This window comes from Lactobacillus sp. 23-2 (assembly GCF_044902225.1).
Taxonomy (GTDB): Bacteria; Bacillota; Bacilli; order Lactobacillales; family Lactobacillaceae; genus Lactobacillus; species Lactobacillus absianus.
The window spans coordinates 130,004-142,435 of record NZ_JAOQBX010000001.1; the positions used below are offsets into that span (position 1 = coordinate 130,004).

The 12,432-nt window shown below is 54.2% G+C and carries 8 protein-coding genes and 3 pseudogenes; 3 read left to right on the forward strand and 8 right to left on the reverse strand.

The features are described 5' to 3' along the window. Window positions 1–4: 4 nt before the first annotated feature. The 8 genes from ylxM to OCH80_RS00585 all read right to left on the reverse strand — a co-directional run bounded on the left by ylxM (window position 5) and on the right by OCH80_RS00585 (window position 11,718). Entirely contained in the window at window positions 5–346 is a 342-nt protein-coding gene (gene ylxM, locus OCH80_RS00550; RefSeq protein WP_404537077.1) for a YlxM family DNA-binding protein, read from the reverse strand. A gap of 179 nt (window positions 347–525) precedes the next feature. Beyond that, window positions 526–1,974, reverse strand: coding sequence for a C69 family dipeptidase (locus OCH80_RS00555; protein WP_404537170.1), 1,449 nt, complete (start codon window positions 1,972–1,974; stop codon window positions 526–528). A 53-nt stretch (window positions 1,975–2,027) separates the two neighbouring features. Next, a complete protein-coding gene (gene ftsY, locus OCH80_RS00560; RefSeq protein WP_404537079.1) occupies window positions 2,028–3,287 on the reverse strand; it encodes a signal recognition particle-docking protein FtsY in 1,260 nt (419 codons plus the stop codon). 2 nt (window positions 3,288–3,289) lie between these two features. Beyond that, window positions 3,290–6,853, reverse strand: a complete 3,564-nt coding sequence (smc, locus tag OCH80_RS00565) for a chromosome segregation protein SMC (RefSeq protein ID WP_404537081.1) — start codon at window positions 6,851–6,853, stop codon at window positions 3,290–3,292. Beyond that, entirely contained in the window at window positions 6,853–7,551 is a 699-nt protein-coding gene (gene rnc / locus OCH80_RS00570; RefSeq protein ID WP_206988359.1) for a ribonuclease III, read from the reverse strand. The genes smc and rnc overlap by 1 nt, the downstream gene beginning before the upstream one ends. A 128-nt stretch (window positions 7,552–7,679) precedes the next feature. Then, entirely contained in the window at window positions 7,680–9,473 is a 1,794-nt protein-coding gene (locus OCH80_RS00575) for an oligopeptide ABC transporter substrate-binding protein (protein ID WP_404537083.1), read from the reverse strand. Window positions 9,474–9,650: 177 nt separating this feature from the next. Then, window positions 9,651–10,820, reverse strand: a complete 1,170-nt coding sequence (gene trpB, locus OCH80_RS00580; protein ID WP_404537085.1) for a tryptophan synthase subunit beta — start codon at window positions 10,818–10,820, stop codon at window positions 9,651–9,653. A gap of 478 nt (window positions 10,821–11,298) precedes the next feature. After that, window positions 11,299–11,718: a hypothetical protein gene (locus OCH80_RS00585; protein WP_404537087.1), complete on the reverse strand. Its 420-nt coding sequence runs from the start codon at window positions 11,716–11,718 to the stop codon at window positions 11,299–11,301. Here OCH80_RS00585 and OCH80_RS00590 point away from each other — a divergent pair. The 3 pseudogenes from OCH80_RS00590 to OCH80_RS00600 all read left to right on the forward strand — a co-directional run. Then, a pseudogene (locus OCH80_RS00590) lies at window positions 11,684–11,800 on the forward strand (threonine/serine exporter family protein); the annotation flags it as partial. The gene OCH80_RS00585 and the pseudogene OCH80_RS00590 overlap by 35 nt on opposite strands. 103 nt (window positions 11,801–11,903) lie before the next feature. Next, window positions 11,904–12,029: pseudogene (locus tag OCH80_RS00595) on the forward strand (threonine/serine exporter); the annotation flags it as partial. A gap of 107 nt (window positions 12,030–12,136) precedes the next feature. Next, window positions 12,137–12,432 (forward strand): annotated as a pseudogene (locus OCH80_RS00600) (hypothetical protein); the annotation flags it as partial.

The following is a 12,432-nucleotide window of genomic DNA, read 5'->3' on the forward strand; positions in this document are numbered from 1 at the left end:
GTCCTTATTCTCCTCTAATCAATTGCAGCAGGCGGGCGAGCTCTTCAAGGGCCTGCTCCTGCTTGCCTGCCTTCAGGTCAGCCTGGGCCATGACCAGGCCCCCTTCAAGCTCATTGAAGGTGGCCAGAAGGCCGAGCTTGTCCTCGTACTTCTGCAGCGCCTTGGATGACCGCTTCAGGTTGTCATAGACAGCCTGTCTTGAGACCCGGTGGTTGTCCGCGATCTCACCCAAAGACAAGTCGTCATAATAGTAGTCTTCGAAATAATCTTGTTGTCCTTGCGTGAGCAGTGAGCCATACATCGCGTACAAATCACCCAAGGCTTCAGTTTTGTTCAGTTCATCCATAATTTTTCACCTTTTTTAAGTATAGCAAACTCTGCTCAAAGCATAAAGAAAGACGAGCAAGATTCAAGTCCCCCAACAAAACGAGTTTGGGTACATAAAAAGGCTTCCAGAAGTTTTTTAACTTCTAGAAGCCTTTTACATTCGTTTGAATTTTTCCCAGACTCGTTTGCTCATCTAGCCTAGAGGTTCTTGTCCATGTTGAAAGTCAGCTTAGACATCCGCATGGCTTCTGAGAAGAGCTGGCCCCACAGCTTTTCAGTTTCCTGTCTGGTATGGGCCACGGTCTCTTGGTTGGCCTTGGTCAAGAAGGCAGTCAATTCCTCCCCGCTCTTGCCCTTGGCCTGGTCAATGACTTCTTCCACCCGGCCGCGGTAATAGCGGTTCAGCTCCTGCAGGTAGACCGCGTCCTCTTGGACGAAGTGGGAGTAATGGCTCTCAACCAAGGCCGCGAAGGACTTGTAGAACCACCAGGCATCTTTCAGGTTGTAATCCATGCTGGTGTCGTTATATGACGGGTCAGTGTCGCTCATATTGGTAAAGAACGGCACGAATGGGGTAAAGGTCGGCCCGCCGATGCAGAGCCACATGATTCCGGCCAGGTCGCTCGGCACGTCGCTTCTGACTTCCAAAATGTGGGCATTTTGGGTCCGGTTCAGGCCAATTGGCCGGTAGCGGTGGTGCTCTTCTTCAGTTCCCCGGGTGCCAAATGGGTCATAAACCGTATCTTGGTAGTGCGAGCCCAGAACGAATTCGATGTCTTCCTTGCTGATCTTCTTTTCCGCCTTGCGGATAAATGGCAGGTCAGGGTCTTCCGGGTCCTGGTCGATTGCGGGGTTGAAGTATTTTTGGGCATACCAGGCACGTGGGGTATTGTAGTGGCGGTCCTGCTCGGTGAAGGTGCCAAAAATGTGCCGGAAGTTCCAGCCTTCTGGGTCAGGATTCAGGTGGTGCTCTGCCACGAATTCCTGGATGCCCTTGCTCCACATGAATTCATTAGGCTTGCTGAAGTCGACCTGCTCGATGGAAACCCGGTTGGGCGCTACGGCGTAGCAGTCATCCGGAATTCTTTGGGCAACCCAGTGGTGACCGGTCACGATCTCCATGTACCAAATATCGTCCTTATCTGAAAAAAGGACTGAGTTGCCGGCAGGAGATCCGTACTTGGCGATCAATTGGCCCAGGTACTGCACGCCACCCTTGGCTGAATCGATGTATGGCAAGACGACGTTGACGATGCAGTCTTCATCCAAGCCGTCCTTGACCAAGGGGTCAAAGGCCAGAGTCCGCTCATTGCCATAGGTTGATTCGGTCGCGGACATGGCCACGTTCTTCTCGTTGATCCCGCTTTCTTCGTAGTAGCCTTCCTTCTTGTAGTTGACGTTCGGAACGGCTGGGTAGCGGTAGGCATTCTCTGGCAGATCCATCTCAAACTTGTTCAGCCAGGACTTGATATGGCGGCCCTTTTCCCCGTGCACGGCCGGGTTGACCACGAACTTCTGCTGGCAGATTGGCGAGAAGGTGTCGTCATTTCTGGCAATCAGGTTGTTCCCGTCCATGGCGGCCTTCTTGCCGACCAGGATCGTCGTACATGCGTCATGCTTGCTGGCATGGCCATCATTTTCAATCATTCGCATCTTTTACCTCAAATCTTTTTGCTAACAATCATTATTGGCTTAACTGGCTACAGGAGGTCATGGAAGAGGCCAACCGCGTAGCTGGCGGCATCGAAGTCAGCCAGGTCTTCCGCCTTTTCGCCCAGACCCACCAGCTTGACTGGCAGCTTCATCTCGTGGCGGATGGACAAAACCACCCCGCCCTTTGATGATCCGTCCAGCTTGGTCAAGACCAGGCCGGTCAGCTTGGTGGTCTTGTCAAAGTCCTTGGCCTGCAGGAGGGCATTTTGCCCCGTAGACCCGTCCAAAACCAGGAGCGTTTCGGCCGGCTGTTCAGGCAGGCGCTTCTTGATGGTCCGCTGGATCTTTTCCAGTTCCTTCATCAGGTTGACCTTGTTTTGCAGCCGCCCCGCGGTGTCAACCAAGAGGTAGTCGGCCTCTTCTTTAATGGCCCGCTCCAAGCCGTCATAAACGACGGCAGCCGGGTCAGCCTTTTCCGGACCAGTCACGACTGGCACGTCAACCCGCTTGCCCCATTCAACCAGCTGCTCAACGGCCCCGGCTCTGAAGGTATCGGCGGCAACCATGATCACTTTCTTGCCTTGGTCATGGAAGCGCTTGGCCAGCTTGCCCACGGTCGTGGTCTTGCCCGCCCCGTTAACGCCGACGAAGAGGTAGACGTTCGGCTTGGCGCTTGGGTCATAGGTCAGCTTTTCATTTTCCGGGTCGCCATTGTCATCGTAGACTTCCACCAGCTTCTGCACGATGACCTTCTTCAGGTCTTCGCGGCTCTTGGCCTTTTGCAGCTTGGCCTCTTCGCGTAGCTGGTCGGTCAGATCCTCGCTGGTTTCATAGCCAACGTCTGATTCGATCAGCAGCTCTTCCAGTTCGTCAAAGAAGTCTTCGTCAACCGTTCTGAATTTGGCCAAAAAGGCATTCAAGCGGGCCCCAAAGCCCTTGTTTGACTTGGACAGGCCCTGCTCGTAGAGCTCAGTCCGCTTGGCTTCAGTGCTTGCCGCTTCGGTTTCAGCTTCTGGCGCCTCTTCGGCTTCTGGCTCGGCAGCTTGTTCTTCCTCAGGTTCTGACTCCTCAGCTTCTGCAGTTTCTTCAGCGGCTTTTGGCTCGGCTTCTGCAGCTTCAGCCTCTTCCGCACGCTCTGCTTCGCTTTCTGTGGCTGCAGCTTCCGCCTGTTCAACAAGTTCCACGGCTTCGCTTTCTTCAGCGGCCGGCTCGGCTTGTTCTTCTGCGGGCTTGGCTGCTTCCGGCTCTTCCTTTTCAGCTTCCTTGCTGCCAAAAAGGCTCTTCTTGATTCGATCAAATAATCCCAATGTTATACCTCGTCATCTTTTAAATCTTTCAGGGAGACCGACAGGACTTGTGAGACCCCTGATTCCTGCATCACGACCCCGTACAGCTGGTCGGCCTTCTCCATGGTCCCGCGCCGGTGGGTAATCACGATGAACTGGGTGTGCAGGTCGTATTGGCGCAAAAAGCGGGCGAAGCGAAGCACGTTGGCATCATCCAGCGCCGCTTCCACTTCATCCAGCACGCAGAACGGCACCGGATTGACCTCCAGCATGGCAAACAGGAGGGTGATGGCGGTCAGCGACCGCTCCCCGCCTGACAGCAGGCTCAAGCGCTGCAGCTTCTTGCCAGGTGGCTGGGCAATGATTTCGACCCCGCTCTCCAGGAGGTCATCCGGATCAGTCAGCTGCAGCTTGGCATGCCCGCCCCCGAAGACCAGCGGGAAGAGCTTGGCAAAGCTGGCCGCGATCTCATTAAAGGTCTTGGCAAACCGGTCCTTGACTTCCCCATCCAGCTCATCCATGGACTGCTGGAGGTTTTCCCGGGCCTTGAGCAGGTCATCCTGCTGGCCGTTCAAGAAGTCATAGCGCTCCTTGACCTCCCTGTACTCATCGATTGCCCCCAGGTTGACCGGGCCGATGTCGTCCAGCGACATCTGGTGGAGCTTGACGCTCTTGGAAAGAGCCGCCAGATTTTCCGGCGTGTTTTTGACCTGGGCTTGGGCACGGGCCGCTTCATAAGTCAGGCCATAATCTTCCCGCAGGGTGTCCAGACGGTGGCTGATCTGGCTCTTGATCGTGGCCAGCTTGACTGAATATTCTTCCTGTTCGCTGGCCGCATCTTTTCTCAGATCATAGTTTCTGGTCGCCACCGTTTCCAGCTGGTTGATCTGGGCATTCAGCTGCCCTAGCAGCTGGCTGGCCTGGTCCAGGCTCTGCTGACGCTTGCTCCGCTTTTCTTCCAGCTGCTGGCGCTCAAGCTTGAGCTCCTGCTTCTTGCTTTCAGAAACGGCTGAGGCACTGGACAAAGAGGCCAGCTTTTCCTGCAGCCGTCCCAGCTGCTCTTGGCTGCTTTCCTGGTGCTTTTGCCGCTCTTTGACTTGTCCCTGCAGGTTTTCCAGCTTGTTTTGCAAAACGGCCAGTTCCGGATCCAGATCAGCCAGCTGCTTTTGCACGTCGGCATTCAGTTCCGCGTAATTCTGGATCCTTTCCTGCAGATCAGCCAGCTGGGCTTTCTGAATTTCAGCCTGGTTGGCCAGCTTAGTCTGCTGGTCCTTTTCCTTGACCAGCTGGGCTGTTAAGTCGGCAATCCGCTGCTCCTTCTCCGCCAGCTGCCGTTGGTAGAGACGGCTGGCACTTTCCAGGCGGCTGACCTCCTTTTCCTGGCTCTTGAAGGTCAAAACGGCTGAATTAAGCTCTTGATTGAGCTCCTGCAAGTCATTCTTGGCCTGTTGGGCGGCTTGGTCAAGCTTGTTGATCTTCTGCTCCAGCTGGCCCGCCTGCTCTTGATAGCCGTCGACCTGCTTGGTCAGGACCTGGATTTCTTCAGTCAGCTTGCTGATTTCCGCCGTGATCTGCAGCGGCGAGTTGCTGCGCTGGTTGCGCATCCCCCCGGTCATGGCCCCGCCAGGACTGATGACGTCCCCGTCAAGGGTTACCACGCGGTAGCGCCCGATCGTCCGTGAGACCTTCAGGGCCGTATCCATGGTATCAACGATAATGATATTGCCAAGCAGGTATTCAATAGCCGCGGTCAGGTCCTGCTCGCCTTGATAGTCAACCAGGTCGCTGGCCACGCCTTGAAAGCCCGGCACTTCTGCCAGCGACTTGCGGGTTGAGGCCGGAATGGCGTGCACGCGCAAGCCATCCAAAGGCAGGAAGGTCGCCCGGCCGGCCCGCTTTTGCTTCAGGCGCTGAATGGCGTCGCGTGCGGCCAGCTTGCTCGTGGCCACCAGGTCTTGCACGCCGCTGCCCAAAGCCGTCGTCATCGCGGCTTCCAGGTCGCTGGAGAAGGTTAAAAGCTCACCGACGGCCCCAATAATGCCAGGATACTGGTCCAGCTGGTTCAAGATGGCCCTAACGCCGGCATAGTAGCCTTCATGGCGCTTTTGAATATTGCTGAGGGCATCCCGGCGGGCTGTGGTCTTTTGCAGATTGCGCGAGTTTATCGCCAGCTTCTGGTCGACTTCCTGTTTCTGCAAGGCCAGCTGGCCTAATTCATCAGCGGCCGCGCGCGCCTGGTCTTCTTTCTCAGTCCGCGCTTGCCCCAGCTTCTTTCCTTGCTCGCGCAGCTTTTCCAGTTCCGCCCGGCTCTTGGCCAGCTGGTCCGACACGTCGGCCGCGCGCAGGTCTTGGCTTTCCTTGGCCCGCTTGAGCTCGCCCTTCAGGTAGACCACCTGGTTGTTGGCGCTGGTTTGATCCTGCAGGGTCTGGATATAGCTTGACCTGAGGGCATCAAGCTCTTGGTTCAGCTGGTCGGGATTCTCCCGCAGCTGACTGGCCAATTTCCGGCGCTTTTCTTTAAGGGCATCGACCTTTTCCTGCCATTCTTCTTCATTTGCCTGCAGGCTTTCCAAGTCCTTGGCCACTTGGCCCAGGTCGCTCTCAAGCTCTTGGACCTGCCGCTCATATTCGCTTTTGGTGGCCTGGTCATACTGGCGGGACTGCTGAGCCATCTGCAAATGGGTGCTGATCTCCGACAAGCGCTTGGTCACCTCCAGCACTTCCTGCTGGAGGCCGTCCCGGCGCTGGCTTTCCATTTGAAACTCTTCCCGCTTGGCGGCCAACTTGGCCTGGGACTGCTTGACTTCAGCGTCAAGCTTGTCCAGGATCTGCTTGCTTTGCGTGGCCTTGGCCATGGTTTCTTCCCGCTCTTGGTTGAAATTGTCAATTTCAAAGGCCAAAAGCGTCTTCAAATCGCGGTCAAGCCCCTGCTTTTGGAACTTGTATTCCATTGCCAGGGAGCTTTGCTCATGCAGCGGCTCAATCCGCTTCTCCAATTCCTTGACCAGGTCGTTGATCCGGATCAGGTTGTCATTGGTCGTTTCCAGCTGGGCTTGGGCCTGCTGCTTCTGCTGCTTGAAGTGGAGGACGCCGGCGGCTTCTTCGATGATCCCGCGCCGCTCTTTGGGCTGGGAGTTCAGGATCTGGTCGACTCTCCCCTGGGAGATGATGGCCAGGCTGTTTTGAGACAAGCCCGAATCCATGAACAGGGCCCGCACGTCCCGCAGGCGGACCTGCTTGCCGTTGATCAGGTACTCGTTGTCGCCAGACTGCAGGATCCGCCGGGCAATGGTCACCCGGTCAGCCGGCAGGTCCAGTTCGCGCTGGCGGTTGTCAAAGACCATGGTCACTTCCGCCCGGTTGAGGGGCTTTCTGAATTCGCTCCCCGCGAAGATGACGTCCTTCATGCTCTGTCCGCGCAAGGACTTGGCGCTGCCTTCGCCCATAACCCAGCGAATGGCTTCAGTGATATTGCTCTTGCCTGACCCGTTGGGGCCAACGATCCCGGTGATCCCATTGGTGAACTGGATTTCGGTCTTGTCGGCAAAAGACTTGAAGCCGTCCAATATCAAACTAGTTAAGGGCACTATTTGCCTCCCTCAGTCAATCTTTCCAAGGCATGCTGGGCAGCCTGCTGCTCCGCCTTCTTCTTGTTGTGGCCTTCCCCGCTGGCCAGAATCCGGCCATTGACGCTGACCTCCACCCGGAAGCTGGATGGCGACTGGCTCTCGCTGATCACCGTGTATTCAATGTCCACGCTGCCGTTTTGCTGCAGGTACTCCTGCAGGTCAGTCTTAAAGTCCCGTGACGGGGTAAAGTAGCCGGCGTCAATCAGCGGATAGACCGTCTGCTTCAGGAAGCTTTCAACGGCCTCAATCCCCTGGTCTAAGAACAGGGCCCCGTTAAAGGCTTCAAAGACGTCTTCCAAAAGCGCTTTGCGCTCGCGGCCCCCAGCCTTCTCTTCGCCCACGCCCAAGTTGATTTCCGGCTTAAAGCCGCAGTCGAGGGCCATTTTTGAGAAGCCTTCGGTGCGGACGATATTTGACCGCAGCCGGGTCAATTCGCCTTCATTCAAGTGGCTGAAGTGCCGGTAAAGGTAGTCGGAGACCGTAAATTCCAGGACCGCATCGCCCAGGAACTCAAGTTTTTCATAATCGCCCAAGCTCTTCTTGGGATTTTCATTCACGTATGAAGAGTGCGTAAAAGCTTCCTCTAATAAGCGCGCGTCGTGAAACTTCACGCCATACTGTTCGTCAAGCTTTTTAATAAATTTAGTTGAGACCATGCATTCCCATCCTTTCGTAACACTAAAGATTATAGCAAATGCGCCTCTTGTTTGCGTTCTTTTATCCATTAGCCCCAGCCTTTTTCAGCAAAAAATCTCCGGCCGCGGGGCCGAAGATTCGCATTTGCTTAATTTTGCTTCTTAAAGCCGATCTGGTACCAGAGCGGGTGGTTGTTGTTGCGCTGGGACGGCTCGGTTGAAAAGTTGACCAGCTGCTTGTTGACGGCCATGATCTGGTAGGAGCTGGTCAAAGGAATGACAAAAGCCTGCTCGTTCATGTACTTTTGCCACTTCTTGAAGATCTTGATCCGGTAGGCCAGGTTGAAGGAGGCTTGTGAATCCATCTCTTGCAGCAGTCTGGTGTTTTCCGCTGTTTCAAAGCGCTCAAAGTTGTACTGGGTTCCCGCCCCGTAGATGCCGTTTTGCGACGGCTCATCGTTGAGCGTCCAGCCGGCAATGAACATGTCGACCTGCGGATCATCGTGGAAGATCATGTCATAGAAGCTGTTGAATTCCAGCAGACGGCCTGAAGTCAGCTTGACGTGCAGGCCAACCTGCTTCCACTTCTTGATGTAGTTGGCAATGACGGCTTCGCTTGAGGAATCGCCTGACATGGCCGCCAGATGAATCACGAACTGCTTGCCGTGAGGGTCCCGCCGGTAGGTCTCCCCCTTCTTCCATTTATAGCCGGCCTTGTCCAGGAGCTGGTTGGCCTTCTTTTGATCATAGTAGTAGCCCTTGAGCGAGTCGTCAAAGTAGTCGCCGAACTGTTCGGGAATCAGGGTCTTGATCCGGAAGGTCAGGCCATAGGTGTACTTGCGCTGGATTTGGTTGACGTTCATGGCATAGCCGATCGCCTGGCGCAGGTACTTGTTGGCCATCTTGGATCGCTTGTTCATCTTGACGCTGCTGGTCTCAGAATCCCACTTGCCCAGCTTAAAGCCCAAGTAGTTGTATTCCAGAGGAATATTGGCCACGAAGTTGTACTTCTTCGCGTTCTTGACCTGCTTCCACTGGGAGTTGACCACTTCGATAAAGTCATACGTTCCCCGCTTAATCGCCGTGGCGACTGACTTTGGCGAGATGATCGAGATAATGATCTTCTTAAGCTGGGGCTTGCCCCGCCAGTAGTATTCGTTTCTAACCCAGGTGACCGACTGGCCGGCGCTTACGTCTTCGACTTGGTAAGGACCAAAGTAGAGGGGCTTCTTTCTGATCTGGGCACAGGTCTCAAGGCGTTCAAAAGGCACGCCCTTCAAGTAGTGATATGGGGCGGCAGATTCCCAGAAGTAGCCGTTGCCGGACTTCAGCATCCCCGGGTGCATCTCCTTGAAGTGGATGACCACCTTGCGCCCGCTTGCCCCATTAGGCATCTCAATCCCGGAGATAGTCGCGCTCTTGCCGTCGTGGTATTCCTTCAGGCCCACGATGTTCTGCAGGGAGCTGGTGTAGTGGGAGCTGCCTGACTTCTTGTTGGCAATGATCTCGTAGGCGTATTCCACGTCCTTGGCCGTGACTTGGACCCCGTCTGACCACTTGACCCCCTTCTTGATGGTGATCGTAATCGTCTTAGCTGACCGGTCCAGGGCAAAAGCAGCCGCGCCGGAGTTGGTGATATTGTAGCTGTTGTCGGTATCAAACAGGGATTCTGACCCAAATTGAGCCAGCTTGGCATCGGTAGTTGAATCCGCCAGTTCATCGGAAAAGATCCCCGTAAAGGGAGTATCCGTTTCAAGCGCCACGTGAATCGTGCCGCCAGCCTTAGTATGGGCGAAGCTGGTCGCGACCGGGAACTGCATGGCGTCTTCAGCTCCGCTGTTGGAATTCGTCTTAGTCTGCCTGCTGGCCGACTTCCCGCAGCCGGCAAGGATTAAGGCCGCGCTGATCAAAGCCAGGCAGGCAATCCTTTTTACTTTCTCCATGCCTCTAAATCCTTCCATATACATTGCGTTTTGATAAGCATCTTTGCACTTTGCTGAAACTTTTAATCATTTTATTGAATATTTTAACATAACAAAAACGCTTGTGATCATATTACAAAACAAAAAAGACCGGAAAAGGTTTCTGCCCTTTTCCAGTCTTTATTTGATTTGCTGCAATTAGATTTCTTCACCCAAGTAGGCCGCGACTTGGGCCACGTCCTTGTCTCCCCTGCCAGACAGATTGACCATGACCACTTGGTCTGGAGCCATTTCCGGCACCATCTTGATAGCCTGGGCCAAAGCGTGGGAGCTTTCCAGCGCGGGGATGATGCCTTCAGTCTCTGACAAGAGCTTGAAGGCGGCAACTGCTTCATCATCGGTGACCGGGTAGTATTCTGCCCGGCCGCTGTCCTTCAAGAAGGAGTGGACTGGCCCGATTCCTGGGTAGTCCAGGCCAGCGGAGATTGAGTAAGCCGGCAGGACCTGTCCCTCATCATCTTGGAGGACATAGCTCTTCATGCCGTCGTTGATGCCGACCTTGCCATTGGTCAAGGTTGCCGCGTTTTCCGGCGTGTCTGCTCCCTTGCCGGCCCCTTCGGCCCCAATCAGGCGGACTTCTTTATCGGGGATGAATTCCCCGAAAGCCCCGATGGCATTGGAGCCGCCGCCCACGCAGGCAATGACGGCATCAGGCAGGCGGCCGACCTGGTCAAGGAATTGCTGTCTGGCTTCCCGGCTGATCACTCTTTGGAAGCGCTCGACCATTTGCGAGTATGGGTAAGGACCAACGGCTGAGCCGACCAGGTAGAAGGTGGTGTCCAGATTCTGAGCCAGGTCTTGGGAAGCAGCGGCAACCGCGTCTTCCAGCACTTGCGTCCCAGCAGTGACAGCCTTGACCTCAGCCCCCATGAGGCGCATCCGGAAGACGTTCAGCCTTTGGCGTTCGCAATCTTTCGCTCCCATGTAGATGGTGCATTTTAATCCAAAGCGGGCAGCCACAGCCGCGGTCGCCACGCCGTGCTGGCCAGCCCCGGTTTCAGCAATGATGCGCTTTTTGCCAAGACGCTTGGCGATCAAGACTTGGCCCAAGGCATTGTTGATCTTGTGGGCGCCCAAGTGGTTCAGGTCTTCACGCTTGAGATAGACCTTGGCCCCGCCCAGGCGCTTGGTCAGCGATTCGGCAAAGTACAAGGGGGTTGCCCGGCCTGAGTAGTCACGCAAGAGCTGATTCAGTTCCGCGTTAAAGTCAGGATCGTCCTTAACTTTCTCGAATTCTGCCGCGATTTCATCCAAGGCTGCTTGGATTTCTGCTGGCACGTATTGGCCGCCAAATTCGCCGTAAAACATTTCTTTTCAGTTGCTTCAGTCATGATCGTTCTCCTTATATATTGCGTTATAGTGTTGCTTAATTTCTTTTTAATAATGCTATTTCAGGAGGCTATACATGTACATCTAATTTTGAATGCAAAAAAAGACTGTCTGACCAACTATGCCAAACAGTCTCTTAATTTATCAGAAACGATTGTCCTGGCATAGACTCCCTTATTGCTTTGCAAACAGTGAGCCTACGCCATCTTTCATGTAGGTTCACTTAGTCACGCCAGTCTTGCCAAAGTTTACGTACAGTCATTTTAATCGTTCCTTTCTAAACTTGTCTTGCTTTTTGAAGATAGCTTTATTTTAAGCTGAATCTCAGAAAAGCACAAGGACTTTTTTAAAATATCTATGCTAATTTCCCAGGATTTTACACCTCAATGTCTAAGAAGCCTACTATTACGGCCTTTTTCGAAGTTTAAGATAATATTTTTTGAGTTGTAACTCAAACTCAACGAAATCCTATAAAAGGTTGATATATCAAGTGATAGGGCACTTTGAGTAGTAATTTTTGGGAAATTAGCATTAATTGGTCAGATAACTCTTTTGGACTGGTCATTAAAGCGTGGAAGAAGTTTAATTCTTCATCGTTTAAGCCTTCTGAAAGTAAAGGACCGCCTTTTGATAATTCAGTTCTAGTACGTCCCATATCACAACACTTCCTTTCTAGATAATCATTTCTCAGTTTGCCGATGAATAATGGCTCAGCCCCCGTTGCCAAAACTTGACTGAGAGCCAGTAAAGGAAGGGCAGAAAGACCAAGAGGTACCGCCTCCCGTGCCCCAGTAGCCAGTTCACCGGCAAATTGCTGACCAGAGCAGTGGAATGATCCAGGCAAACAGCTCTTCATGGGCGACTGGGTGTCCGGCATCGTCCGCCTGGTCGAGGCCGCGATGACGGCGATCGCCCTGGGCGGCGGCGTCGGGATGGTGATTAGATTTTTTGGGGCCTAGCCATGATGGGGATCCACTTTACCAGCTTTGTCCTGGTCATCAATTTGATTTTTCCTACATCGCTACGGTCGGCTTTGCCTTGACGGTTAACATCCCACACCGGGTGATCCACTACAGCGGCCTGTGCGGGCTGGCCGGATGGATGGTCTACTGGCTGTTGACACTGGCGTCGGCGGGACGGCTCTTGTCGAACGTGGCTGGTGCCTTCGCAGTAAGCTTAGTCACGGTCCTTTTTGCCAAATGGAAAAAGTGTCCCGTGATCCTCTTTAGTGTGCCGGGGGTGCCGGCCTACATGGCGGTGCGGTGCTTTATCGATGGCCGGGGCTGCAGAAGATCATGCGCGTCGCCATCATCACGGTGGCGATCGCGCTGGGCTTTTTGCTGTCGCCCCGAAGTATGTCAACCGGCGTGGATTTGGGCGAAAACCGCCCCCGAAATATGTCAACCGGCGTGGATTTGGGCGAAAACCGCCCCCAAAGTATGTCAACCGGTTTGGATTTGGGCGAAAATCGCCCCCAAAGTATGTCAACCGGTTTAGATTTGGGCGAAAATCGCCCCCGAAGTATGTCAACCGGTTTGGATTTGGGCGAAAACCGCCCCCAAAGTATGTCAACCGGTTTGGATTTGGGCGA

Coding starts and splice junctions, on each gene's coding strand:
- OCH80_RS00575 (WP_404537083.1), bottom strand. CDS start 9,473: ATGGAGAAAGTAAAAAGGATTGCCTGCCTGGCTTTGATCAGCGCGGCC.
- ylxM (WP_404537077.1), bottom strand. CDS start 346: ATGGATGAACTGAACAAAACTGAAGCCTTGGGTGATTTGTACGCGATG.
- trpB (WP_404537085.1), bottom strand. CDS start 10,820: ATGTTTTACGGCGAATTTGGCGGCCAATACGTGCCAGCAGAAATCCAA.
- OCH80_RS00555 (WP_404537170.1), bottom strand. CDS start 1,974: ATGATTGAAAATGATGGCCATGCCAGCAAGCATGACGCATGTACGACG.
- OCH80_RS00585 (WP_404537087.1), bottom strand. CDS start 11,718: ATGCCGGACACCCAGTCGCCCATGAAGAGCTGTTTGCCTGGATCATTC.
- rnc (WP_206988359.1), bottom strand. CDS start 7,551: ATGGTCTCAACTAAATTTATTAAAAAGCTTGACGAACAGTATGGCGTG.